Raw genomic sequence first — 24,586 nt, forward strand, 5'->3', positions numbered from 1 at the left:
GGCCAGCTCCGGCGTCGCCACGCCCGTGCCGCCCGCACCGCCCAACTACCGGCCCGAAGTCACCACGGCCGTGGCGACGCCGGAGCTGGCCTTGCGCTACGGTTCGACCTTCCTCGACTCGCTGCATGAACGCATCGGCGAGGCGCGCTACGCCCTGCCCTCCACACCGACCGGCAGCAATTCCCTGGCATGGGGCCGCGTCATCGGCGTGACAGGCGAGCGCAACGGCAGCAACTCGGGCATCCTGGGATCCCGAGGCCCGGACTACGACTACAAGATCTATGGCCTGCAATCCGGCGTGGACCTTTATCGCCGCGCCAACGCCAACGGCAGCATGGACCATGCCGGCGCTTATGTCGCCTTCGGCCGCGCCACAGCCGACGTCGACCACCTGGATGGCCGCTCGGCCGGCCAGGCGGCCATGAACGGCGTGACGCTGGGCGGCTACTGGACGCATATCGGCAAGGAAGGCTGGTATGTCGACGCGGTGATCCAAGGCACGCGCTACGACGTGGACAACGGCCGCTCGCCCGCGGGCTACAACCTGGACACGCGCGGCTTCGGCTTCGCGACCTCGCTGGAAGGCGGCTATCCGTTCCGCCTGAACGACGAATGGGTGATCGAGCCGCAGGCGCAACTGGTGTTCCAGAATGTCAACCTCAACGATGCCAACGACGGCGCCGCCAAGATCCGCTTCAACGACGTAGACAGCCTTAGGGGCCGCCTGGGAGTGCGCCTGGCGCGCACGGTGGAACTGGATCCCGGGCCAGACGGCAAGCGGGTCGCGACGACCTGGCTGCGCGCCAGCCTCGTCAACGAATTCCTGACCAATCCGACCACCGAGTTCTCATCACAGAACGGCTATGTACCGTTCCGGGCCGACATGAAGGGCGCATCGGTGCAACTGAACCTGGGCGCGGACGTGGGCGTCAAACGCAATGTCTCCATGTACGGCAGCGTGGGCTCGGAGATCAGCCTGAGAGGCGATGGCCAGAACTTCAACGGCAAGCTCGGCGTGAAGATCGCGTTCTGAAGCGCAAGCCCGCGGATCGCGGCCTATCCTGCCCGATCCGCGAACCGCGATGCCCGATCAGCGGAACCGCAGGTGCCGCCGCTGCAGTTCGGCGACGGTCCTGCAGCCCATCAGCTTCATGGCCCGCTCGATCTCGACCCGCATCAGTTCCAGCGCGCGCTCCACGCCCGGCCGGCCCGCGGCCGCCAGCGGGAATAAATAGTAGCGGCCCAGGCCCACTGCCTTGGCGCCCAGCGCCAGGGCCTTGAGCACGTGGGTGCCGCGCTGCACGCCGCCGTCCATCATCACGTCGATGCGGTCACCGACCGCGTCGACGATTTCCGCGAGCTGGTCGAAGGCGCTGCGCGATCCGTCCAATTGGCGGCCGCCGTGGTTGGACAGCACGATGCCGGTGCAGCCGATGTCGGCCGCGCGCCTGGCGTCTTCCACCGACATCACGCCCTTCAGGCAGAATTGCCCGCCCCATTCCTGCACCATCGCGGCGACGTCGTCCCAGGTCATGGCCGGGTCCAGCATGTCGGTGAAGTAGCGGCTGATGGACATGGCGCCGCCGCCCATGTCGACGTGGGTGTCCAGCTGCGGCAGCCGGAAGCGTTCGTGGGTGAGGTAGTTGAGCGCCCAGGCGGGCTTGATGGCGAACTGCGCGATGCCGGCCAGGTTGAGCCTGAACGGAATGGCGAAGCCGGTGCGCTTGTCGCGCTCGCGGTTGCCGCCTGTGATGCTGTCCACGGTCAGCATCATGACCTGCACGCCGGCCTCTTTGGCGCGGGCCATCATCTCGCGGTTCAGGCCGCGATCCTTGTGGAAGTAGAACTGGTAGACCTGGGGGCCGCCGCTGATCTTGCGGGCTTCTTCCAGGCTGACGGTGCCCAGCGAGGACACGCCGAACATGGTGCCGAACTTGCCCGCGGCGGCGGCCACGGCGCGTTCGCCGTCATGATGGAACAGGCGCTGCAAGGCGGTGGGCGAGCAATAGACCGGCAGCGCCAGCTTCTGGCCCATGACCGTCACCGACATGTCCACCTCCGCCACGCCGCGCAGCACGTCGGGCAGCAGGTCGCAGGATTCGAAGGCCGCGGTGTTGCGGCGGTAGGTGGTTTCATCGTCGGCGGCGCCGTCGATGTAATTGAAGATGGGGCCTGGCAGCCGCTGGCGGGCCATGCGGCGAAAGTCGTGGAAGTTCTGGCACTGGTTCAGACGCATGGGTGGACCTTTATCGACACTACACGTACAGACAGCCTGAGCCCCCGGATGGAGCGGGACGAATTGTAGACCGACGGCCGCATTTCCCGGCGCGTCGAAGCGGGCGCCACCAAAGATCGTGTTAAATGCGGGCTCTTGCTTCTTGAACGGACTTGGCCCGCAATGCCCCATCCCCTGCTAAAACCGGCCGCCTGGATCGCCGCCGCCGTGCTGTCGCTGCCCGCGGCAACCGCCTTGGCGCAACAGAACCTGGAGCGGGCCACCTCCCTGGCCCAGATCCACGCCATCATGGAGTATTGCAAGGTGCTCACCCCTGAACTGCTGGAGATCCTGAAGAAGCGGCAGCAGTCGGCAACGCGCGAGTCCGGCGTGTCGTCGCTGGCATTCGATGCGGAGTATCTGCGCGCCTACACCAAGGCGCGCAAGGACATGGCGGATTTCGGAGAGGAAGAAAAGGAACTGACCTGCCAGCCCATGCGGGCCATGGCCGGCCAGGACTGAGCGGGCATCGCCACGCGCCCGAATGGCTGTGCGGCGCCTTGAAACATGGCGCCGCCAAGCGTAGTCTCACATCGCTGATTCTTCTCCCACTGCCAAAGCCAGGAGCGATTCATGGCGCAAAAAGAACGACACAAGGGCCGCTTGATCGATCACATCGGGCTGGTCGTGCGCGACCTGCCCGCCAGCAAGGCGTTCTACACGGCGGTCTTCGATGCGTTGAAGATTCCCATCGGCGGCTCCGACGGCGCAGACTTCTGGACGGACGAGCTGTTCATTTCGTCGCGCGGCAGCGCCGAGGTGCAGGGCGAACTCACCGGCCGCATCCACCTGGCCTTCCAGGCGGAAGACCAGGCCATGGTGGATGCCTTCTACAAGGCGGCGATGGCGCACGGCGGCCGGGATAACGGCCAACCGGGCGAGCGCGCCGCCTACCATCCCGGCTACTACGCCGCGTTTGTGCTGGACCCGGACGGCAACAACATCGAAGCCGTCACCCGCGCGGGGGCACAGCGCAGTGCGGCTTCGGTGCGGATCACTTACTGAACGCGCCGCCAGCGCCCGAGGCCGGCGGTCATGTCGCGCCCCGCGGCGCCTGGATCATCTTCCAGCCATTGCCCGCCGGATCGCGGAAGCCCGCGTCCACGCTGCCGTAGCGTTCGATGGGTTCCTGCGTGAACTCGACGCCCAGGGCCTGCAACCGGGCATAGTCTGCGCGGCAGTCGGCCACATGCAGGACCAGGGGCGGCATGGCCCCCTTCGCCACCATGGCGCGCAAGGTCTGCGCCGTGGCCTCGTCGTGGATGGGCGGGCCGGGCGCGAACAGGCCGAGCTGGAACGAGGGCTGCTCCGGATGCTGGACCGTCAGCCACCGGTACGGTCCGTTGCGCACGTCCGTGTGGACACGGAATCCGAGCTTGTCCACGTAGAACGCCAGCGCCGCGTCCTGATCATCCACGTATATGCCCGCCACATTGATGCCTGAGTTCATGAGACCTCCTTGGTTGATGGCGGCAATTTACCGTCGGCCTCGCGGCGACGCTTCTCCAAAACAGCGATGTTGAGATCGGGGCGTTGCGCGGCCTTCGCAACGCAACCGGGCATGCGGTCCAACGGCGGCGTTCCCTCCCGCGCCTGCGCCCGCATGGCGCTGGGGCTGAGACCGGTAATGTCGCGGAAGATGCGGCTATAGGTGCCCAGGCTTTCCCAGCCGGTGGCGTAGGCGATTTCCGTGACGCTCCGCTCCGTGTCCCGCAGCATGGCCACGCTTTGCTCGATACGCCGCGTCAGCAGATAGCGGTGCGGCGGCAGGCCGAAGGCGCGCTTGAAGGAATGCGCAAAATGGGCCTTGGAGATGCCGCTGACCTCGGCCAGGCGCTCCACCGGCCAGGCCTCGTGCGAGGCCGCGTCCATGCGGTCCTTGACGCGCAGCAGGCGGCGCAGCAAGCCCGGATCCTGCTGCGCGCCCGCGCCTGGCGCGGTTTGCGCCAGCAGCGTTCCCAGCTTCAGCAGGGCGTCTTCCTGCACCGTGCTATAGCCCACCACCACGCCCGGCGCCAGATCCACCTTGCGGCAGAAGTCCGCCACCGGCTGCATGCCCACGCCCGCGGCCCGCGCCGCCGCCACGGTCTGCGCCACATCCCAGCCCGGAGGCAGCCACCACAGCAGGTGAAAGCCCGCGTGCTCGCCACCGACGCGTAACGCATCGTTGCCGACGGCCTGGCGCAAGGCGCGCAGCACGACGTCGCGCCGTCGCGCGTACACGCCGCGCGCCTTGCGCACGTGGCGCGCGAAACTGCCGTCCTGCAGGAACGCCGCCAGCGTCATTTGCTCGATGATGCTGGGCGAGCGCCCCGCGCGGCGGCGCGCCTGCACGAAAGCGGCCGCCAATTCCTTGGGAACCACCGCATAGCCGATGCGCAGCGCGTTGAACAGGGTCTTGTTGAAACTGCCGCAATGGATGACGCGGTCGGCCGTGTCCAGGCTTTTCAGGGCCGCCAGCGGCGCGCCGTCGTAGCTGAATTCGCTGTCGTAGTCGTCCTCGACGATCCAGCAGCCGGCCTGCGCGGCCCAGTCCAGCAGCTCCAGACGGCGGGACACGGGCATGGTGGCGCCAGTGGGCGCCTGGTGCGCGGGCGTGACGTGCACCAGCTTCACGCCGCGCTGGCGCCGCGCCTGCGCCACCGGAAAACCTTCGGCGTCGATGGCCAAGGGAACGATGTGCCGCGTGTACTGGCCGAAGATGGGTTCGGCGTTCAGGTAGCCCGGATCCTCGATCAGCACCTTGTCCTGCGGCTGCAGCAGGAGATGGCCGCAGAGGTCCAGGCCGTCGCGGATGCCGCCCAGGACGATGACCTGGTCCGGATCGCAGCTGATGCCGCGGGCCGCGCCCAGGTAGCGGGCGATCTGCTCGCGCAAGGGGCGCCAGCCTTGTGGTTCATCGTTGGCAAGCTGGGCCGGCGTGACGCGCCGCGCGCTGGTCATCAGCCCCTTGCGCCAGCGTTCCATGGGAAAGAGCGCGGCGTCGGCGCTGCGGGAATAGAACTGGGAGTTGGGCTGCGTCGGCGCGAAGATCGCGGCCATGTGCGGGCCGGCCCCGGGTGCGCCGACCGTTGGCCCGCCTGCTTGCGTTGCCGGGCGCGGCCCCGGGGTCTGGGACGTTGCGGCGCCCTGGCCCGGCAACCCCGCCCGGAAAAAGTTGTCCGGAATCACCGCCGCCACATGAGTGCCCGAACCGACCGTGCCCGCGGTATAGCCTTCGCTGCGCAATTGATCGTAGGCAGCCTCGACCGTGGAGCGCGCAATGTGCCAGCGCCCGGCCAGGCTGCGCGTGGACGGCAGGCGCGCACCGGACGGCAGCGCGCCCTTCAGTATGCGTTCTCGGATCTCGCGGTAGACCCAGGCCTGCTTGGATTCCCCGGGCCGCGCGGCGTCCATCGGCAGATCCAGGCTGGCTTCCTGGCGTTTCGCGCCTGGCTGCGCTACGGAAAGTGGCTTGTTCATATTGGCAGAAATGGCTCTATTCCATGTAGCCATTCTATCGGTAGATTGACTGCCTGAGCCCCTAGCGGGGCAAATTTCCTGGAACCCGCCATGACCGTCACTGCGCCCTGCCACACCATCACCCTGGAGACCGGCCCCTTCGTCACGGACGGCACGACCTCGATCCTGGAGGCAGCGCTGGCCCAGGGGATACCCGTGCCCTTCTCCTGTCAGCGCGGGGCCTGCGGCTCGTGCCGCGCCGTGGTCGTGGCGGGCAGCTATGAGCGTATCGCCCCGCCCGCGGACGGCAGCTACCAGACCGCCAGCGACGAATTGCTGATGTGCCAGTGCCGCGCCGCCAGTGACCTGACGCTGCGCTTCCCGCATTGGCGCGCCCCCGAAGAACCCAGCCCGCCGCGCCGCGCCCGCGTGGCGTCGCGCCTGCCGCTGGCGCCGGACGTCACCCAGCTCATCGTCGAGTTGCAGGACGGGGACGACTACGGTTACTTGCCCGGCCAGCATGCCCGGCTGATCCTGGACGGCGGCGCCCGCCGCAACTTTTCGATAGCGAATGCGCCCGGCGCGGCGGGGCCTGCCCGGCTGGAGTTCCACATCCGCCGCATGCCCGGCGGCGCCTTCACCGATGGCATTCTTCCCGGTCTCCAGCCCGGCGACATGCTGACCCTGGACGGCGCGCAAGGCGGCTGCACGTGGCCCGCAGAGATGCCTGCCGGCATCGATCACCTGGTGCTGCTGGCCACCGGCACGGGCTATGCGGGCGTGGCTCCCATCCTTATGGCAGCGTTGCAAAGCCGCGCGCTGAAGACGGTGACTTTGTACTGGGGCGGACGCACGCCGGACGATTGCTACGCCCGGCAGATGCTGGATGCCTTGCAGGGCAAGGGCGAGGGGTTCCAGTGGCATGCGGTGCTGTCCCAGGCCGACAGCGCAGATGGCCGGCCCCGCCGCCACGTGCAGGACGCCGCCATCGCCGCGGACCATGACTGGTCCCGCAGCCTGGTCTACGCCTGCGGCAATCCCGCAATGGTGCAGGCTGCCCGCGACCGCCTGCTGGCGGCCGGCCTGCCCGCCGACCGCTACCGTTCCGAAGCCTTCCACCCCGCAGCCGGGGACGCGGCCAGCGTCGCGCCGCAGCGCGAGGCGCACCCCTGGGAACGCCTCAGTCCGCGCTATACGCTGGCAGGCATCCTGGACGCGCGCCGGCGATCCATGCAGGCGGTGGCGGAAATCGCCGCGCTGATGCGCCCCGGCATGACCACGCGCGAGGCCATCGCCACGGCGGACGAGCACCTGCGTCAAATGGGAGCATCCAACAACTGGCACCCGACCTATGTGCGCTTCGGCCCGGACACGCAATCGCCGCCCGTCCAGCGCACCGACTACGACCGCAAGCTGCAGGCGCACGACATCTTCGTACTGGACATCGGCCCGGTGTGGGACGGCCACGAGGGCGACTACGGCGACACCTTCGTGCTGGGCGCGGATGCGGACCGCCTGCGCTGCGCCGAGGCCGCTCGCGAGGTCTTCCGGCGCGCACGCCTGGCATGGCTGGAAGGCCTGACGGGAGCCGCGCTATACGACCGCGCCTCGGAATATGCACGCGAGCATGGCTGCGAACTGGTGCGCGAGATTCCCGGACACCGGGTGTCGGATTTCCCGCATGCGCTGTACGGCAAACATTTGCTGGCGCAGGCGGACTTCGTGCCCGCCGACGGCATCTGGGTGCTGGAGATCCAGGTGCGCGATGCGCAGCGGCCGATCGGCGCGTTCTACGAAGATGTGCTGCTGCGCTAGGGCGGCGTCCCGATCCAGTCCGGCTAGGCCATGCCCTGGTCGTAGATCACCGGCATCCGCCCCTTCCACCGGTTCCATGTGGCCGCGTCGGTGGCCAGCTCGGCCATGAAGTGCGCCACATGGATGCGGCTTGTCGCCCCTGCGTTGAAGATGGCGCTGCGGGTGGGCGAAGGATGCACCTCATAGCCGGTGGCTGCGGCGCCATCGCGCAGGCTATCGGGCCGGACCACGGCCCACTCGACCATGCCGTCGGCCTGGCCCACTTGCGTGCGCAGATAATCCGAAGCCTGTTCGTTGTCGGCGTGTGGCGGCACTAGCAGACGCACGAACCCGACCACGCATTTCTGGCCGAACGAAACAGGCTCCGTCAGATCGCGGTTGCTGTTGCCCGCCGTGTTCATGAGCACGAATCTGACCGGCGCGTCCGGCCGGTTCGCCCGGATCGCCGTACACAAGCGTCGGGCCGCATCCGCCACCAACCTGCGAGGCGCGCCGTACATGCCCTTCAGGGTCATGTTGTGGCCCAGGCAAGACAGCACTGCTGTGCAGCCGCTGGCGCACCGGGCCATCTCGGCGTCGCCAAGGTCCAGGACGCTGGCCTGTATGAGCGACAGCCTGGCATCGCCGGCGAGGTCCGCAAGCGCGCCGGGAGACCGCAAGATGGCCCGGACTTGCTGCCCGCGATCGAGCAGCTGCCTCACGAGCAGCCGCCCCGTTGCTCCGCTTGCTCCGACCACCAGCACTGCCATCGCCGCTCCGACGGTCATTTCCGTGCTGCGGATTATAGGGGTGGCGCGCCGCCCTAACCGCGCTGGCTCAATGCCCGGCCGATCCGGTGCTTCGATACTGTGGTCTTCGGCACATGGAACGGGAACCAGCTACGCACGTCCTCGTCCAGCCCGATGCCATGCATGTAGTTGTAGATGGCCTTCTTCAGCGCGCGGCCCAGCGCGTCGTGATCCACGCCGGTAGGGTCATGGAAGCCGACGTCGTTCTTGGCGAAGGTGATCGGCGGCAAGGGCTTGAGGGTAACGCCGTATTCCTCGGGGTTCTGCCCCACGGGCGAATGCACTGTACAGGCGAATCGGTGGAAAAAGCCGCTCTGGATGCAGCCATTGTCGAACAGTTGCCGCACGTACTCCAGCGCATCCACGGTATCTTGCACGGTCTGCGTGGGAAAGCCGTACATCAGGTAGGCATGCACCAGGATGCCGGCGTCGGTGAAGGCGCGCGTGACCCGCGCCACCTGATCCACCGAGACCCCCTTCTTCATCAGGTTCAGCAGGCGGTCCGAGGCGACCTCCAGGCCGCCCGATACTGCGATACAGCCGCTGTCGGCCAGCAGTTCGCAGAGTTCGGGGCTGAAGGTCTTTTCGAAGCGGATGTTGCCCCACCATGAAATATCGGTATTGCGCGCAATCAGCTCGGTCGCCAGCGCCTTGAGCGACTTGGGCGGCGCGGCCTCGTCGACGAAATGGAAGCCGGTCTGCCCGGTTTCGCGCACGATGGCCTCGATGCGGTCGGCCAGCACCGCGGCGGATGCGCCTTCGTAGCGGCCGATGTAGTCCAGGCTGACGTCGCAGAAACTGCATTTCTTCCAATAACAGCCATGCGCCACGGTCAGCTTGTTCCAGCGCCCGTCGCTCCACAGCCGGTTCATGGGATTCAGCATGTCCAGCAGCGACAGGTAGCGGTCCAGCGGCAGCCCGTCCCAGGTGGGCGTACCCACTTCGGCAAAGGCGATATCGGGTTCGACCATGTTCACATAGCGCACCGCGCCGCTGTCCGCGTCGCGCAGGAAGGTGCGCACCAGACGCTGGCGCGAGCGTTTGCCCTGCAGGTGTTCCAGGAGCGACAGCAAGGGGCGCTCGCCCGCGTCCAGGGTCACGTAGTCGAAGTAATCGAAGACCCGCGGGTCCTTCAGTTCGCGCAGTTCGGTGTTGACGAAGCCGCCGCCCAACACGGTGACGATGCCGGGATCGTGCGCCTTGATGGTCTGGGCGATGCGGAAAGCGGCATAGACCGCGCCCGGAAACGGTACGGAAAGCAGCACCACGGTGGGCGTGTGGCGGGCCAGCGCTTCCGCGGTCAGGCTGCGCAGCATGTCGTCCACCAGCGTGGGCGGCGCCGCCAGCGCCTGGGCCAGCGGGTCGAACGTGGGCTGGCTGCCCGCCAGCGACTCGGCATAGCGCACGAACTCGAAGCGCGGATCCACCGCGTCCCGCAGCACGTCGGCCAGGTCGTTCAGATACAGCGTCGCCAGGTGCTTGGCGCGGTCATGCAGGCCCAGGGCGCCGAAGGCCCAGCCCAGCGGATCGCCGCCGTCTTCGTCCAGATACGCGTCCAGCGAGCTGAAGCGCGGCCCCTCGGGCAGGAAATGGCGGCCGACGATGCGGTGCGCCAGCGTCGAATCGCGGCCCTGCAGGAAGGCGATCACCGGCCCGATGGTCGCCAGGTAGCGCGCCTGCTGCGCCACGAAGGACTGGACCGCGGGACTGTGCTTGTTCGCCGGCAAGGCGGCGACGCGTTCCGCCACGGCGCGCAGGCCGTCGGCCGACAGCAGGCGCAGCACCAGGGCCAGCGCCAGGTCTTCCTGGAACGAGGTCACGTCGCGCGACCGCAGAAAGCCGGTCAGGTAGGCGGTGGACGGATACGGAGTATTGAGCTGCGTCATCGGCGGAATGACCGACAGCACGCGTAGAGGCAAAGAGGACATGAAACACGGCAAGATTGCCGTCGAAGCGGGGATCGGGGCCATTATAGGCAGCGCGGCGGGACCGGCCCCGCCGGCCGGACTATGCCCGACGGGTTGCGCCGGACACAGAACTCAAAGATCGCCGAGCACGCGGGGATCGAATCGCCAGCGGTGGCTGCCATTCACGCAGCACACCGCCATCGTCTCCTTATAGCGCTTCGGACCGATCTCCCTGAGCTTCAATTCCCCATCGCACACCGGGCACTGGCCGCCAATCTCCGTGTAGAAAACCTCGCCGGCGCGATTGGCCTCCAGGCTGCACATCATTAAAAACCGCGAGTAGCGCATGCGATTCAGGTCACGCCCCGTGTCCAGGCTGATGAGGCTCAGGAAAATCAGGATGAACCACCACGTCGACATCCCCCAGGCGTAGACGCCCAGGGCGGTGATCGCCAAGCCTGCCGCGCCGGCAGCCAACAGCCAGACCGTCTTGACGGGCTTGCCACGCAGCCGCAGGGGCACAATGTGGTAGCGCTGGAATGCTTCAGCCCAGCTGCCGCGAGAGGCCGCGGCAGCTGGCGGACTGGCGGCGGGCTGCGGATTCATGGCCGGCTGCGGACCCGTCACCGCCGGCGGCGTCTGGTCCGTCGAAAAACTGCCGGTGTCCGATGCGAAGATGTTCTTGCTGGGCATGTTGCCCAGCACTCTTGCGCATTCGTCGCATACGCTGTTCTTGCCCTTGTGGGCGGCTCCGCATCTAGAGCAATGCACGCTATCCCCTCGCAGTCGAAACTTTAATCCGGCACCATTATTACCATTATTCTTGGGTTCCCGCCGCAACCCGTCCCGCCAGCAGTCACCTCATGCGCAACCGATCAGACCCATTCGCCCCGCCCCCGAAACAACGGACCGTCCGCCTCAATTCGCTGCTCTGGATCCTGGAACCGCTGGAGCGCGATGCCGGCTACCTGCGCCGCAAGATGTTCGGCTGCGATGCGGCGTATCTGGACGGCCTGCTGTATCTGGTCGCGGCCGATCGCGAGGATCCCTGGAGCGGCCTGCTGGTCTGCACCTCGCAGGAGCGCCATGAGGCGCTGTTGGCGGAGTTCCCAGCCCTGCGCGTGCATCCGGTGCTGGGGAAATGGCTGTACCTGCCCCAGACCGACGAGGACTTCGAGACGACCGCAGCGCTGATGGCGCGGCTTGCGCTGGCGCGGGATCCGCGGATGGGGGTGGCGCCCAGGCCCAGGTCGCGGCGCCGGACCTGATCCGCGCCGGCTGCGGTCAGCAGTTCACCGCGCTTGCGGCGGCACCCGCCAGTTCCACCCGGTTGCCGCCCAGCGCCTTGGCCTGATACAACGCCCGGTCGGCCGCGGCCAGCGCGTCGGCCAAAGGCGGAACCTTGTCCTCGAACTGCGCCAGCCCGACGCTGACGGTGGCCGGTATGCCCAGGCTGTCGTCCCGCCCGGACACCGTCACGGCGAAGCGTTGCGCCACGGCCGCGCCCAGCACCGTGGCGCGGCGCGCGTCGGGGCCGGACAGCAGCGCGGCGAACTCTTCGCCGCCGATGCGGGCAAGCAACACATCGTCGCCCAACACGCAACGCGCGCTATCCGCGAAGAATTTCAACACCTGATCGCCCGTCTGGTGGCCGTACCTGTCGTTGATGGCCTTGAACTGGTCCAGATCGAAGGCCAGCACCGCAACCGGTCCGCGCCCTGCCCCGCCCTCGATGATGCGTGCGCCCTGTTCGAAGAACCAGCGGCGATTGCCCAGGCGGGTCAGATAGTCCGTCTGCGACTCTCGCAGCAGCTGGCCATGGGTCTCCTCGCGGATCAGTTTGAGCAGCGTCATCGGCAGCACGATCGAATACAGCACGCCTTCGTACATGGTGAGGGTGCTGGCGGTCAGGTGTATGGCCGGCCCGTGCTCCGCCACCCACCACGGCAGGATGAAGGCGCGCGCGGCGTAGACCAGTGCGTGGATGGTTACCGCCGCCGTTGCGATGCGCAGCGGCGTCAACGACCTGAGCGACTGGCAGCGCAGCAGTTCCCAAGCGGTCACGCCGCTGACCAACGCGATCGGGAATGCACTGATGTACTTCCAGACCAGGTCCTCCCGCTGGGTGCCGGCCGCCAGCCAGATCAGCGCCATGACGACCAGCAGGCCAATGGAAGCGCCGCGGTGGCGCCTGCCGCTCAACGAGGCCGCGCCGTTCATGAGGAGGAGATAGCCGCTGAGGACGATGAGATTGGCGACGGCCGAGCCCAGCGGGCTGGGAAGCCTCGCGCGAAACAGCGCGACAGTGCAGCCCACGGCCAGCGTGGCGAAACCCGCCGCCAGGATGCGCAATGATCCGCTGCGGCTGGGATGGGTCCGATGCTCCCAGAACGTCAGGCCTGCACTGGCGAGCAGCGTTCCGATGATGATGAAGTAAAGGGTGAGGAGATCGACGTACATCTTGAACGCGTGGGTATCGCGCCGCAGCAATCGCCGCGGCCAGCAAGAATTCTACGTGGGAAATGCCTCATGGAAACATAGCGTAACTACTGTCACAAGCCGTGTTGCGCATCATGCAACACCGGACCTCGCAGTCATCTCGGGAAACGAAAGAATCCGTGCAAGTGGCAAATTTGCCACTCATCTACAATCCGGGGCGGTGCCGATTGCCAACTGCAATCGGGCAGTAGCTCACAGGTAGTAATGACGCGCGCGAAGACACCCGCTTCCAAGAAGAGAAGTCCCCCAAGCAGATCCAAGGCCCGGGCCGGATCCCGATCCAGCGGCCGTTTCCCCCGATTCCTGAAGGCCTTGCTGTTCTCGTCGCTGGCGAGTTTCGGCGCGGCCACCTATATGCTGAATCCGCAGTGGCGGATTCCGGCGCCGGTGCAGGAAGTCATCACGCGCCTGGGCTGGCCGCAGCAACGCCAGCCCGCGGCGCCCGCGGCGGTGCCGACCGCAGCGCGGACAGGGGCGCCTGTTCAAACGATGTTTGCCGAATGCCGGCAGTTCTTTCCGCATTCGCGCCCGCCGGAAGTCCCGGGCGGCCAGAAGCTGCGGGAGGTGTGCTTCTCGGCCTTCGCCATCCTGCACGACGGGCAGACCAAGACGCCGGTATTCGTGGCGGAACGCCTGAATCGCCAGATGCTGACCCAGGCCCAGGGCATGCGCCGCACCGACAAGTTCTACGCCGAAGCGCGGCTGCCGCGCGCCGAGCGGGCCGAGCTGGACGACTACCGCGGCTCCGGCTATTCGCGCGGCCACATGGCGCCGGCAGGCGATATGTCCACGCCGGAGGCGATGGCGCAGAGCTTCTCGCTGGCCAACATGGTGCCGCAGGACCAGATTCACAACGGCGGCGCCTGGAGCAGCATCGAACAGGACACGCGCAAGTACGTGATGCGCGCCGCGGGCGACGTGTACGTCTTCACCGGCCCCGTCTATGCCGACAAGCCCAAGACCATAGGCGCGGGCGTGGCCGTGCCCACCTACATCTACAAGGTCGTGTACGACGCGACCACGGGACGCTCCTGGGTCCATTGGCAGGCCAACGCCGCCAGCACCAAGGCCGGGCCGCCCATCAGTTACGAGGAATTCGTCAAGCGCACCGGACTGCACGTGCTGCCGGCCGGAGGCTGAAGCGCGCGCCGGCAGCCTCAGCCATTCAACTGGTAGATCTGTATCAGGTTGCCGCAGGTGTCCGAGAAGATCGCGATCGTCACCGGACCCGCGGCGGTCGGATCTACCGTGAAGACCACGCCCTTCTGCTTCAGGCGTTGCGCTTCGGCCTGGATGTCGGCGCTTTCAAAGGCGGTGACGGGGATGCCGTCATTCCTGAGCGCGGTCTGGTAGGCGCTGGCCGCCGGATGGCCGTTGGGCTCCAGCACCAGCTCCAGATCGTCCGGTCCCTCGGGCGAAACCACCGTGATCCAGCGCGCGCCGCCCGCGGGAAAATCCTGCTTCTTGATAAAGCCGAGCACCTCGGTGTAGAAGCGCAGCGCCTTGTCCTGATCGTCGACAAATATGCTGTTCAGCTTGATCCTCATCGTCTCTCCTTATGCCTGGGCGCAAAATCCGGCATGACCATGGCCGGGCCGCAAAAGCCCCAGCATGGCTCAAGGCCGGCGCCGCGTCTTCTCGAAAATTGCGATAGCGGCTGGTCCGCCCATCAGCAACAGGCATGCCGGGGGATACGGCGTCCAGTCGGGGACATGGACGACTTGGCGCAGACTGCGCTGGTATTGCGCGGGCGAGACCCCGATCCTGCGCGCGAACAGCGCGCTGAACGAGCCCAGGCTGCTGTAGCCCAGTTCCAGGCACACGTCGGTCACGGCGTGGCCATGCGCAAGCAGCCGCTGCGCGGCCGCCAGTCTTTCCCGCGTGCGGAACTGGTGCGGCGTTTCGCCGAACGCGGCCTCGAAGCGGCGGATGAAGTGAAATGGGGACATGCTCGCTTCGCGCGCGGCATCCGCGACCGAAACCTGCGCGGACCGCAGCTCCGCGAGCAGGTCCCGCGCGCGGCACAGCCGGGAAAACGCCCGGTGATCCGGACTGGCGGACAATCGCACTGTCTGCGCTCCGTGGCGTATCGCAATCAGTGCATGTTATGCCAGCTCGCGGCACCCGCACAGCGGCGCGGGCTCACTGGCGTTCGTAGTACTCCACCTCGATGCGGTCCGCGCTGAGATAGCCGCAGAGATTGGCCGGGAAGCGCGCCCGGCTGCATGCGGAATAGGCGTTTCCGTACAGCACCGCGGTCTGGAGGAAATTGCGGCTGAGCGCCGTGCTGTCGGTCTGGATGGTACGGACGAGTTCGGCTTGCATCTGCTCGCTCGCCGTGCGCATCGGCCGCAGGATTTCCGCCTCGAACCTGCGCGCCACGCGCAACTCCGCATCGCTCGCCGGGGCGCTGGAATGCTCGGGGTCATAGGCGTCCAGCAAGTCATTCGGCGCCCGTCGCGCGCAATAGAACGCCTGGTAGTACGACCCCGTCGCGGGCCGTTTCAGCCGCGCCTGCGCCAGGTAGTTCAACGACGGCACGTGCGAACTCCAGGAAATCAAAGTGCTGGTCGTGCCAGGCTTCACCGTGCTCACGTACACCGCCATGCAGGCGCCCAGAGGCTCGCGCCTGGATTGCAGATAAGCCAGCTTCGCAGCGGCATAGCGGTCGCTGTAGCGCAGCACGTCCTCGTAGTTGCCGCTGAGAAAGCTGCCTATGATGGCGCCTTGCACCGCCCAATTGCAGTAGCCATCGATGGACCGCCCGTCCTGGCAATACGTTGCCAATGCGCGCTGCATGCCAGGCCCCATCGCCTGAAAGCCCTGGTCCAAGGCGCTGGAATAGGCCTTGTACAAGGCTTCGCTCCGTTCCGTTCCCAAACCCAGCGGCGCGCCCAAGGTCGAAGACGCCAGCACGGCCGCCATGACCGACGCGAACAATGACATATCACTTCTCCTGTTGGGTGCGTGAAAGCCGGCTTACTGGCGCTCGTAATAATCGACCTCGATGCGGTCGGTGCTCAGGTAGCCGCAGAGGTTGGCCGGGAAACGCGCCCGGCTGCATGCCGCATACGCGTTTCCGAACAGGACGGAGCGTTTGAGCAGGTGACGGCGGCCCGCCGCGCGGTCTTGATCGGCGGTCTGGAGGAGTTCCGCGTGCAATTGTTCATTCGCGACGCGGAACGGCCGCAGGATCTCCGCCTCGAACTTGCGCGCAACACGCACTTCCGCCTCGCTGGCCGGCACGCTGGAATGTTCAGGGTCATAGTCCTCGAACAGATTGTTGGGCCCACGGCGCGCGCAGTAGAACGCCTGGTAATAGGAGCCGCTCGCGGGCAGCCTGAGCTTGGTCTGAGCGAAGTAGACCAAGGACGGCAAAAGAGCGTCCCAGGAGGCCGTAATCCTGCTCGTGCGTGGATTCACCACTGCTGCGTTCAAGGGCATACAGGCGCCGGCCGGAACGCGGTTGGCGCCCAGGTAGGCAAGCATGGCCGTTGCGTACCGGTCGCTGTAGCGCAGCACAGCCTCGTAATTGCCGCTGAGATGACTGCCTATGATGGCGCCGTGCTCCACCATGCTGCAGTAGCCGTCGATGGACAGCCCGTCCTGGCAGTAGGTTGCCAGCGCGCGCTGCATGCCAGGCCCCATCGCCTGAAAGCCCTGGTCCAAGGCGCTGGAATAAGCCTTGTACAAGGCTTCGCTGTTTCCCATTCCCGAGCCCTGCGGAGCGCCCAGGGTCGAAGACGCCAGCACGGCCGCCATGACCGACGCGAACAATGACATGTCACTTCTCCAGCTGGGTGGCCGAAAGCCGGCTGCGGTCGCGCGCGCTCAGCACGGTATCGGGATAGCGGTAGGCCCAGCGGCCGTCCTTGCATTGGTAGACGCGTCCGCCGTACACGACGGTCGACCCTTCGCTGTAATAGTTCAGATGCGCGGCATCCGAGGGCCGCGTGAAGTACTCGCAGGCCTGGCCGGCGTAATCGAGCCCCGGGTCCTTGGCCCCGGCCTTGGCTGAAGCCGGAGGGTTCGGCGCGTCGGCGGGCGCATTGCGGGGCTTGTCGCGGCTGGCGGAACCGCTACCCCACGGATTCAGCGCGGGATCGGCGCCATAGCGCTCCTTGATCCGGTCGCGATTCCGCTGATAGTCGGCCTCTTGCTGCTTCGCGCGGGCCTGGGCCGCCGCGCGCTGCGCCTCCTCGTACTGCTGACGCAGGCGGTCCTGCGCGTCCTGATCGAGCAGCGCGCCGTCCTGCTGGTCGGAACTGCGCAGATAATCGCTCAGCGCCTTTTGCGCCGCGTCGATGGCGGCGCCGGTGTTGTTGCTGCGCGAGGACGATGAGGAGCGCGACGTGCCGGTGGCCTCCATGGCCTGTCCGGGCCCCGCATGAGCCGCGGCGCCGCAGCCCGCAAGCACGACAAACGCCATCAGGCGAACCGCGAGCGTGGCCATGGCAAAAGCTCCCCGAGCAAGATAGCGCAAGCACTTGCCACCCTCGGGACGAACCATGCGGATGGCTGCCCCGGCGCGGCGCTTCCATGATAGATCGCGCGGTTCCCGCCGGAATCAGCCAAAAGGAGGAATCCTCCCCCTACCCCCGCCGCGCGGCCTCGATGGCCGCGATGTCGATCTTGCCCATGGTCATCATCGCGTCGAACGCGCGCTTGGCGATGGCAGGGTCGGGGTCCGAGATCGCTTCGATCAGCACGCGCGGCGTGATCTGCCAGGACAGGCCCCACTTGTCCCGGCACCAGCCGCATTCGCTTTCCTGGCCGCCATTGCCGACGATGGCATTCCACAGGCGGTCGGTCTCGGCCTGGTCCTCGGTGGATATCTGGAAGGAAAAGGCCTCGCTGTGCTTGAAGGCCGGGCCGCCGTTCAGGCCCACGCAGGGGATGCCTGCCACGGTGAACTCCACCGTCAGCACGTCGCCCTGCTTGCCGGAAGGATAATCCCCCGGCGCGCGCAGCACCTTGCTGACGGCGCTGTCGGGAAAGGTCCGGGCATAGAACTGCGCGGCTTCCAGGGCGTCGCGGTCGTACCAGAGGCAAATCGTGTTTTTGCTGGGCATGCTCGTACTCCTCTTCAGTGACAGGCGCGCCGACGTGCCGGCCCGATGCGCTGGCGCTATAAAACGCCAAGCTGGCTAGCCGCATTGAAGAAACGTCGGCGCGTCGCCGACGGCGTTTCTCCGAAAAGCGCTCGATAGCGAGTCAGCGCGTAGTTGGAATAGGGATAGCCTTGACGTTCGAAAATTTCCGCAATGGACCATTCGCCCGCCACAGCGCTGGCCAAGGCGGCATGAACCGCATGCAACTGCCGCAAGTGCAGATACTGCGTCGGACTCAAGCCAAAGCAATGACGAAAGAACGTCCTCAATGATCGATCGCCCACGCTCAGTCCATCGTAGCCGGCGCTCTTCCGTCCATCGCCGTCCATCGCCCGGAAAAGCGTCAAGGTCGCGTTGCACAATTCGTGCAAGGAAACCCCTGGTCTTCCACCAGGCGCCGGCCGCGGACGGCGGGAAAAGACCATGGTTGCGATCGCATTTTCGATCAGCACGCGGCCGGCTTCGCCAGGCATTCTCGAGTCCGCCGCAAAAAGAGCGGCCTGCTGCAAGGCCGCGATGTGCGCAGGACTGGCGGTCAATACGTTGGTGGCCCGAGACCAGTAGCGCAAGATCCCGCCGACTTCGTCATCGGCCTGCAACAAGGGCGAAGACAGAGGAATCGCGATGGTCACCCAGCTATTCGGGCCGTCGGCGCGAAAGACGAAGCCTCGGCCAGGCGCAAGAACGGCAAGTTTGTCCGGCCCCAATGCGACGCCGTTCAGCCAGGCCGAAGCCGATCCGGCATCGGATATCAGAAACATGAAATGCGTGGCCGCCACCGCGGCTTCACACAGATTCGGCACGGCTTCAATTCCGCGTTGGACAGTGATCCCGCCAACGTCTGCGTGCCCCAATCGCCAGCCTCCGTCTTGTGGCCCGAGCAGACGCACTTTCAGGTCTACGTCAACCACCGCGGCTTCGTACTCTCCGAACGATCCGAACTGGAACAGCTCCATCGAGACCCTCGCAACTTTCTGACGAGTTATTGCCGAAATTAGCATGGACTTGTAATCGAGTCACTAGTGAAAATGGCGTCTCCCGCAAGCAGTCTGGCAGTCCCCGACAGGAGCGCAGAATGAAGCATGGTGTCGCAATTCTCTCGTTTCTTTGCCTGAATCTTGCGACGGGCGCCCCGCCCGCCGTCGGTGCGCCACAGGCGCCAGCCGGCAAAGCCGCGCTGGCCCTGCCGGCGCCTGACATCGCCATGCACCCGGAGTACGCGAAGGCCATAGGCCGCTATGCCTACATCTGGGGCTGGCCCATGGTGAACATGCAAAACCGCAGCGATCGGATCACCAAGGCGCCCCGCCCCGGCCTGCTGGGCGGCATTCTTCCTGTGGCACCACGCGGCCAGGCCGGCATGTTGCACGATTACATCGCCCCGCAAGAGACTTTCGTCACCTGCCCCAATCAGGACGTGGTGTACGGCCTGGGCTTCTTCTCGCTGGACGAGGAACCCGTGATCGCCCAGGTTCCCGACTTCGGCGATCGCTTCTGGGTTTACGCGCTCTACGACCAGCGCACCAACCAGTTCGGCGAACTGGGCAAGCCTTACAAGAGCAAGCCGGGCTTCTATCTGCTGGTCGGCCCCAACTGGAAGGGCAAACGGCCCGCAGGCGTACAGGGTGTCATCCGCAGTCCAACCGCGCTGGCCAATGCCATCCCGCGTATTTTCATGGATGACACGGAACAGGATCGCAAAGCCATACAGGACAAGATAAACCAGGTCGTGTTCTATCCGCTGAAGGATTTCGACGGGAAGATGAAGACCATAGACTGGAAGAACACACCCGATATCCCGAACCCTCAGGCCGAGAGCGCCAGCTCAGGAGAAACGCGCTGGGTAATCCCCGAGACATTCTTCGACCAGTTAGGCAAGGTGCTGGACACAGTCCCGCCGCTGCCAGGCGAGGAGGCCATGTATGCCCAGTTCCGTTCCGTGCTGGCCGCGGCGGCGCGCGATCCGGCAATCAAGGAGGCGCTGCTCCAGACCGCCAAGGAAACCGAAGAGCAAGTCATAGCGCCCTTCTTCCAGTGGAAGCACAATGGGCGCCCTGCCGGCAACAACTGGAACCGGTCCGTCAACAATGCCCAGACGGGCCTGGACTATTTCAACCGGACCGGCACCTCCAAGTCGAACATGTTCGACAACCGGCCTAGCGAAACCCAGTATTTCTATACGGACTTCGACGCGGCCGGCGCGCAGCTCGATGGCAGCCAACGCTACGAAATCACTTTCCCCAAGGGCCAGCTGCCGCCCGTCAAGGGCTTCTGGTCCCTGACGCTCTACAACAAGCTGCATCTCTTCAGCCCGAACGAACTCAAGCGCTATTCGCTCGGTACCAAGAACAAGGACCTCGCCCGCAATGCGGACGGTTCCTTGACTCTCTATGTGGGGCCGACCTCTCCTGGCAAGGACAAGGAGGCCAACTGGCTGCCCTCGCCCAAAGAGCCCATCTCGCTCTACATACGCGCGTACTGGGGCCAGCAGGCCATACTCGACGGCAGCTGGAAGCCGCCGCAAATCAAGAAGATGGATTGACGGCCCGGAACGGCGCAGCGCCGGTCCGCCCCTCTTCCACCTCGTCATGTCTTGCGCGGGAGCGTTCCCGCACCCTCACCAGGAGTTCATTCATGCGCGCCCAACCCCGATTCAAGCTGTTGGCGGCCGCGTTGCTTGCCGCCTTTTGCGCTGGAACCAGCGCAGCCCAGGAACAAGCAGCCATCTCGCCGCTCGTCAGGCAAATCAACAATGGCAACTGGCTCGACCAAAAGGAGGCCGAAGGCCTGCGCGACGAGCTCTACTACCAACGCGCCATTCACGCCTACATGACGATGCTGCCGGCGCTCAACGTCATCGGCATGCGCGATGGCTCCGAGAAGGCGTTCGGAGCCGGCTACAACGTGCTGCCGATCTGGAAGGAGCGCATGGACGCCAAGACCATGGTGCCCACGCCCAACGCCGACGTCATCTATTCCATGAGCTACCTGGACCTGAAGAAGACCGGCCCGCTGGTGGTCAAGGCGCCCCCCAACGTCATCGGCATGTTCACCGACTTCTTCCAACGCACCATTACCGACGTGGGCGCCATCGGCCCTGACCGCGCACGCGGTGGCCTGTATCTGCTGTTGCCGCCGGACTATGACGGCCACATTCCCAGCAGCTACTTCGCCTTCAAATCGCCGACCTACAACGTGTTCCTGTTCTTCCGCACGGTCATGGCGAAGGGCGACGGCAAACCCGACCCCGCCCCCGCCGTCAAGGCGGCGGAAACCACTCGCGTCTATCCGCTCTGGGCAGAGGAAAAAAACATCAAGCCCATGGAGTTTCCGGATGCCAGCGGCAAGCGCGTGGACATGATGTATCCGGTGGACCGCCAGTTCTGGCAGAAGCTCAAGGACTTCGTCGACTACGAGCCCGTGTCCGCCATCGATCCCGAACTGCGGGGTGTGCTGGCGTCCATCGGCATCGTCAAGGGTCAACCCTTCGAGCCGACCCAACGGCAGCAGGACATGCTGCAGAAAGCCGTGGAGACCGCGCCCAGGATGATATTGGCGCTGCGCCAGTTGGGGCGGGAGGATGGACGCAACCTCTACTATAAGGACCGTCAATGGGAACGGGCCTGGGCGGGCGGCACGGCCGAATGGATGCAGGAAAGCTATCTGGACGTGAACCAGCGCGCCGGCTTCTTCCAGTATGCCTATTCGTCCGCCCCCGCGATGGTCATGCGCACCACGGGCGCGGGTTCGAAATACCCCTACACCGCCCGGGATGCCGCCGGGAATTTCCTGCATGGATCCAACACCTACAAGCTGCGGCTGCCGCCCAACGCGCCGGCGGCCTTGTTCTGGGCGGTCACGGCCTATAACGTGACTGACGGCACCATGCCGGAAACCAGGCAGCTGATGCCCTCCACCAACGGCTATTACGACATCCCCAAGCAGGCGGACGGTTCCGTGGAAATCTGGTTCGGGCCGGACAAGCCCGAAGGCACGGCGGGCGCCGCCTTCATTCAGACCATCCCGGGGCGCGACTTCCTGGTCGCGCTGCGGCTGTACGGCGCGGAAGATGCGTTCTACGACCAGACCTGGAAGCCGGACGACATCATCAAGGTGAAATAGGCATAAGGGCGCGCCGGCACCGACGTAACGGGAATTCCCAGGCCTGATGGCATCAGGCCGTCCGTGTTGGCGGCAACTCACATTTTTCTCCGGTAAATCAACGGCGGATCGCCATTCCCGGCGTCAGCTCTTGCGGCCCGCCCCCAGCCCATTTATCTTTGCAGACTAAACGCAGTCGATACACCAACACGCATGGAATATTGCACGGAGTCTCGATGAGCCCTCGGTCTAGCCACGCAGGCCTGCGCAAGCGCAAAATCGGCCTGCTTGCAGTGCTGGTCGTCCTGGCCGTGCTGAGCGTCGCCGTCGGTTTTTCCAACGCCATGTACTCCAGCTACCAGGTACAGAAGGCGCAGATCATCAAGAATGCGCTGGCCGCCAACCACGCGCGCGCCGAGAAGCTGGCCGAGGTCATCGACGTCTACATTGCCGCCTTGCATCGCCAGGCCCGCAATGCCGCCGGCCAACTCGCTGCCTCCATGGGAAAACCGCAAGCGCTGCAGAACGAATTGCAGCGCCTAGCCGGCCAGGTCGACTCGCTGCACGCGGTCATGCTGGCCGACGCCGAAGGCCGTATCGTTGCCCGCTCGCCTACGGGCCAGCTTGCGGATGCAAAGATCCTCCGTCTTGCCGATCTGGGCGTGAGCGCCCCAGGCTCGGGCGCCTGGGTGACGGAGATACCCGGCGCGCAGGCCGCGGTGCTTACCGTGGCCGAACCCGTGGAAGACGCGGCCGGCGCGCCCCAGGCCTATCTGGCCATTGCCATCACGCTGGATGCTGGCAGCGGCATGGACCGGATCATCGGCGACCGGGACGAAATCGCCGGCATGTCGGTGTTCCTGGTCGGCAGCAACGGCGACGTGCTGTACCGCCGGCACGCCGCGCCCGACACGCTCGATCTGGCCAGCATCGAATCGGCCCGGAACGTCGGCGCCGCCCTGCATCCGAAGGCGGACGGCGGCGCCGTATTGACCGGCTACGCGCCCTTGCCCAAGGGCAATTGGGCGGTGGTGGCGCAGCGTACGCTGGATCAGGTACTGTCGCCGCTGCGCGAATTGCTGGGGGATGCGCTGCGCTCCGCCATCCCGGCCATCGCGCTCACGCTATTGCTGGTGTGCGGCCTGGCCTATGCCATCGCATCGCCGCTGTCGCGCCTGACGCGCGCCATGACCGCAGGCAAGTCGGGCGGCGTGGACCTCGCGCGGCTCAACGCGTGGTACGCCGAGGCCGACACGTTGCGCGAGGCCGTCCGATCGACGCTGGACCAGCATCAGGACGAAGTGGGACGCCTGAACACCCAGGCGCTGACGGATCCGATGACCGGTCTGCTGAACCGCCGGGCCATGACCGAGGTGCTGAACGCCTACGCGGCAGACGGCGCATCCGTGGCGGTCATCGCCATGGATCTGGACCACTTCAAGCGCATCAACGACAGCTTCGGCCACATGACGGGCGACAAAGTGCTGATCGCGCTGACCGAGGTGATCCGCGCCGGCCTGCGCGACCAGGACCGCGCCTTCAGGGTGGGGGGAGAAGAATTCATCGCCCTGTTGCCCACCGGTTCGGCTGAAAAGGCTTGCGAGGTTGCCGAACGCCTGCGCACGGCCGTGGCCCGCCGTCTCATGCCGGACAGCGTGGGCCGCGTGACGATATCCATCGGCGTCGCGCTCTGGCCGCAGGACGGCGAGTCCGCTTCCGAAGTCATACGGCGGGCTGACGAGGCCCTGTACGCGTCCAAGCAGGCGGGGCGCAACCGCGTCACGCTGTGGCGCGACCAGGCCCAGGCTGTGCCGCCGTACCCGACCAACCGCAATTGAACGCGTGGTGACCTGATGAACTATTCCCTTCTGCTGGCGGCTCTGGCGGTCCTGTTCTTCGCGCTGCTGCTGCTTGCGATGCGCATCGGCAAGCGCCTGGGCCATCGCGCCGACGACAAGAGCGGCGCCGGCGCCGCCGCCATCGAGGCGTCCGTGTTCGCGCTGCTGGGCCTGCTGGTGGCTTTCACGTTCTCGGGCGCGGCGCAGCGCATGGCCGAGCGCCGCAACCTCCTGGTGCTCGAGGTCAACGCCATCGGCACGGCCTGGCTGCGGATCGACATGCTCAATGCCGCGGACCAGCCCAAGCTGCGCGAGCAGTTCCGGCGCTACGTGGACGGGCGCATCGAATACTACAGGCACGTTTCCGACCTGGGCCAGCGCGAAGCGATCGCAGGCCGGGTCGGCGCGCTGCAGAAAGAAATCTGGACCACGTCGATGAGCGCCGCCCGCAATACCGTGCCGCCCTTCGCGGCGTCGTACATAGGCGCGGTCAATGACATGTTCGACGTGTCCACCGCCCAGACCGTGGCGCAAAAGGTCCATCCCCCCGTCGCCACCTACGCGTTCCTGGTGTTTCTGGCGCTGGTGTGCGCCTGCCTCATCGGATCCAAACTGGCGGTCGCCCAGCGCGACAGCATGCTGCACCAGCTGGTCTATGCGGTGGTCATGACGGCGGCGATCTACATCATCGTGGATTTCGAATTTCCGCGGATAGGAACCATCCGCATCGACCAGAGCGACGCTCTGCTGGCAGCCCAGCGCCAATCCATGGTTGACCCGCCTGCCGCCGCCCCCTAGATTGCCTGACGCC

At 66.1% G+C, this 24,586-nt stretch carries 24 protein-coding genes; 10 read left to right on the plus strand and 14 right to left on the minus strand.

The genetic code is table 11. The annotated features are described in order from the left end of the window. Positions 1-1,033 (plus strand): autotransporter family protein (locus tag NGK62_RS28255; protein WP_251881444.1); only part of this gene is annotated, 1,033 nt, incomplete at its 5' end. Positions 1,034-1,090: 57 nt separating this feature from the next. Here the strand turns inward: NGK62_RS28255 and NGK62_RS28260 are convergent. Continuing rightward, positions 1,091-2,236: an alpha-hydroxy acid oxidase gene (locus NGK62_RS28260; protein ID WP_059373308.1), complete on the minus strand. Its 1,146-nt coding sequence runs from the start codon at positions 2,234-2,236 to the stop codon at positions 1,091-1,093. Between the two features lie 162 nt (positions 2,237-2,398). On the opposite strand from NGK62_RS28260, the gene NGK62_RS28265 reads away from it, so the two are divergent. Both NGK62_RS28265 and NGK62_RS28270 read left to right on the plus strand, forming a co-directional pair. Next, complete coding sequence (locus NGK62_RS28265) at positions 2,399-2,737, plus strand: hypothetical protein (protein ID WP_059373310.1); 339 nt, start codon at positions 2,399-2,401, stop codon at positions 2,735-2,737. 111 nt (positions 2,738-2,848) lie between these two features. Next, a complete protein-coding gene (locus NGK62_RS28270; protein ID WP_059373312.1) occupies positions 2,849-3,280 on the plus strand; it encodes a VOC family protein in 432 nt (143 codons plus the stop codon). Between the two features lie 28 nt (positions 3,281-3,308). Here the strand turns inward: NGK62_RS28270 and NGK62_RS28275 are convergent, their stop codons facing one another. Beyond that, on the minus strand, positions 3,309-3,725 hold the full coding sequence (locus NGK62_RS28275) for a VOC family protein (RefSeq protein ID WP_251881446.1): 417 nt from the start codon (positions 3,723-3,725) through the stop codon (positions 3,309-3,311). After that, positions 3,722-5,737 (minus strand): MocR-like pyridoxine biosynthesis transcription factor PdxR, encoded by a 2,016-nt coding sequence (pdxR, locus tag NGK62_RS28280; RefSeq protein ID WP_251881451.1) that lies wholly within the window; start codon positions 5,735-5,737, stop codon positions 3,722-3,724. The genes NGK62_RS28275 and pdxR overlap by 4 nt, the downstream gene beginning before the upstream one ends. Before the next feature lie 90 nt (positions 5,738-5,827). Between pdxR and NGK62_RS28290 the strand changes: the two genes are divergently transcribed. Beyond that, on the plus strand, positions 5,828-7,531 hold the full coding sequence (locus tag NGK62_RS28290) for an NAD(P)H dependent flavin oxidoreductase family protein (protein ID WP_286012541.1): 1,704 nt from the start codon (positions 5,828-5,830) through the stop codon (positions 7,529-7,531). A gap of 23 nt (positions 7,532-7,554) precedes the next feature. Here the strand turns inward: NGK62_RS28290 and NGK62_RS28295 are convergent, their stop codons facing one another. From NGK62_RS28295 to NGK62_RS28305, 3 genes are all read right to left on the minus strand, one after another. Next, a complete protein-coding gene (locus tag NGK62_RS28295; protein WP_353506931.1) occupies positions 7,555-8,298 on the minus strand; it encodes an NAD(P)-dependent oxidoreductase in 744 nt (247 codons plus the stop codon). 35 nt (positions 8,299-8,333) lie between these two features. Further along, positions 8,334-10,247, minus strand: coding sequence for a B12-binding domain-containing radical SAM protein (locus NGK62_RS28300; protein WP_187523946.1), 1,914 nt, complete (start codon positions 10,245-10,247; stop codon positions 8,334-8,336). 111 nt (positions 10,248-10,358) lie between these two features. Then, on the minus strand, positions 10,359-10,919 hold the full coding sequence (locus NGK62_RS28305) for a hypothetical protein (RefSeq protein WP_251881455.1): 561 nt from the start codon (positions 10,917-10,919) through the stop codon (positions 10,359-10,361). A 170-nt stretch (positions 10,920-11,089) separates the two neighbouring features. Between NGK62_RS28305 and NGK62_RS28310 the strand changes: the two genes are divergently transcribed. Then, entirely contained in the window at positions 11,090-11,494 is a 405-nt protein-coding gene (locus NGK62_RS28310; RefSeq protein WP_251881457.1) for a hypothetical protein, read from the plus strand. A gap of 16 nt (positions 11,495-11,510) precedes the next feature. On the opposite strand, the gene NGK62_RS28315 is transcribed toward NGK62_RS28310, so the two are convergent. Then, positions 11,511-12,686, minus strand: coding sequence for a GGDEF domain-containing protein (locus tag NGK62_RS28315; RefSeq protein ID WP_251881459.1), 1,176 nt, complete (start codon positions 12,684-12,686; stop codon positions 11,511-11,513). Positions 12,687-12,929: 243 nt separating this feature from the next. Between NGK62_RS28315 and NGK62_RS28320 the strand changes: the two genes are divergently transcribed. Beyond that, positions 12,930-13,865 (plus strand): DNA/RNA non-specific endonuclease, encoded by a 936-nt coding sequence (locus NGK62_RS28320; protein WP_251881460.1) that lies wholly within the window; start codon positions 12,930-12,932, stop codon positions 13,863-13,865. A gap of 17 nt (positions 13,866-13,882) precedes the next feature. Here the strand turns inward: NGK62_RS28320 and NGK62_RS28325 are convergent, their stop codons facing one another. The 7 genes from NGK62_RS28325 to NGK62_RS28355 form a co-directional block, all read right to left on the minus strand. Further along, positions 13,883-14,272: a VOC family protein gene (locus NGK62_RS28325; RefSeq protein ID WP_118932125.1), complete on the minus strand. Its 390-nt coding sequence runs from the start codon at positions 14,270-14,272 to the stop codon at positions 13,883-13,885. Between the two features lie 69 nt (positions 14,273-14,341). Then, a complete protein-coding gene (locus NGK62_RS28330) occupies positions 14,342-14,794 on the minus strand; it encodes a helix-turn-helix transcriptional regulator (protein ID WP_286012543.1) in 453 nt (150 codons plus the stop codon). A gap of 73 nt (positions 14,795-14,867) precedes the next feature. Further along, a complete protein-coding gene (locus tag NGK62_RS28335; protein ID WP_251881464.1) occupies positions 14,868-15,671 on the minus strand; it encodes a hypothetical protein in 804 nt (267 codons plus the stop codon). A 33-nt stretch (positions 15,672-15,704) separates the two neighbouring features. Beyond that, the gene (locus tag NGK62_RS28340; RefSeq protein WP_059373329.1) at positions 15,705-16,508 is read right to left on the minus strand and encodes a hypothetical protein; all 804 of its coding nucleotides are present in this window, start codon (positions 16,506-16,508) and stop codon (positions 15,705-15,707) included. A 1-nt stretch (position 16,509) separates the two neighbouring features. Next, complete coding sequence (locus NGK62_RS28345) at positions 16,510-17,178, minus strand: hypothetical protein (protein ID WP_059373331.1); 669 nt, start codon at positions 17,176-17,178, stop codon at positions 16,510-16,512. Between the two features lie 139 nt (positions 17,179-17,317). Next, a complete protein-coding gene (locus tag NGK62_RS28350; RefSeq protein WP_059373333.1) occupies positions 17,318-17,797 on the minus strand; it encodes a VOC family protein in 480 nt (159 codons plus the stop codon). Positions 17,798-17,853: 56 nt separating this feature from the next. Then, positions 17,854-18,792: an AraC family transcriptional regulator gene (locus NGK62_RS28355; RefSeq protein ID WP_251881465.1), complete on the minus strand. Its 939-nt coding sequence runs from the start codon at positions 18,790-18,792 to the stop codon at positions 17,854-17,856. A gap of 119 nt (positions 18,793-18,911) precedes the next feature. Here NGK62_RS28355 and NGK62_RS28360 point away from each other — a divergent pair, with 119 nt between their 5' ends. The 4 genes from NGK62_RS28360 (at position 18,912) to NGK62_RS28375 (ending at position 24,573) form a co-directional block, all read left to right on the plus strand. Continuing rightward, positions 18,912-20,378 carry a DUF1254 domain-containing protein gene (locus NGK62_RS28360; protein WP_251881467.1) on the plus strand — a complete coding sequence of 489 codons (1,467 nt, stop codon included), beginning with the start codon at positions 18,912-18,914 and terminating at the stop codon, positions 20,376-20,378. Between the two features lie 92 nt (positions 20,379-20,470). Beyond that, positions 20,471-21,958 (plus strand): DUF1254 domain-containing protein, encoded by a 1,488-nt coding sequence (locus NGK62_RS28365; RefSeq protein ID WP_251881469.1) that lies wholly within the window; start codon positions 20,471-20,473, stop codon positions 21,956-21,958. 215 nt (positions 21,959-22,173) lie between these two features. Next, positions 22,174-23,775: a GGDEF domain-containing protein gene (locus NGK62_RS28370; RefSeq protein ID WP_251881471.1), complete on the plus strand. Its 1,602-nt coding sequence runs from the start codon at positions 22,174-22,176 to the stop codon at positions 23,773-23,775. Between the two features lie 15 nt (positions 23,776-23,790). Further along, entirely contained in the window at positions 23,791-24,573 is a 783-nt protein-coding gene (locus NGK62_RS28375; RefSeq protein ID WP_251881473.1) for a bestrophin-like domain, read from the plus strand. Positions 24,574-24,586 lie beyond the last annotated feature (13 nt).

This window comes from Achromobacter sp. Marseille-Q4954, assembly GCF_943737025.1.
GTDB lineage: Bacteria > Pseudomonadota > Gammaproteobacteria > Burkholderiales > Burkholderiaceae_B > Achromobacter > Achromobacter bronchisepticus_A.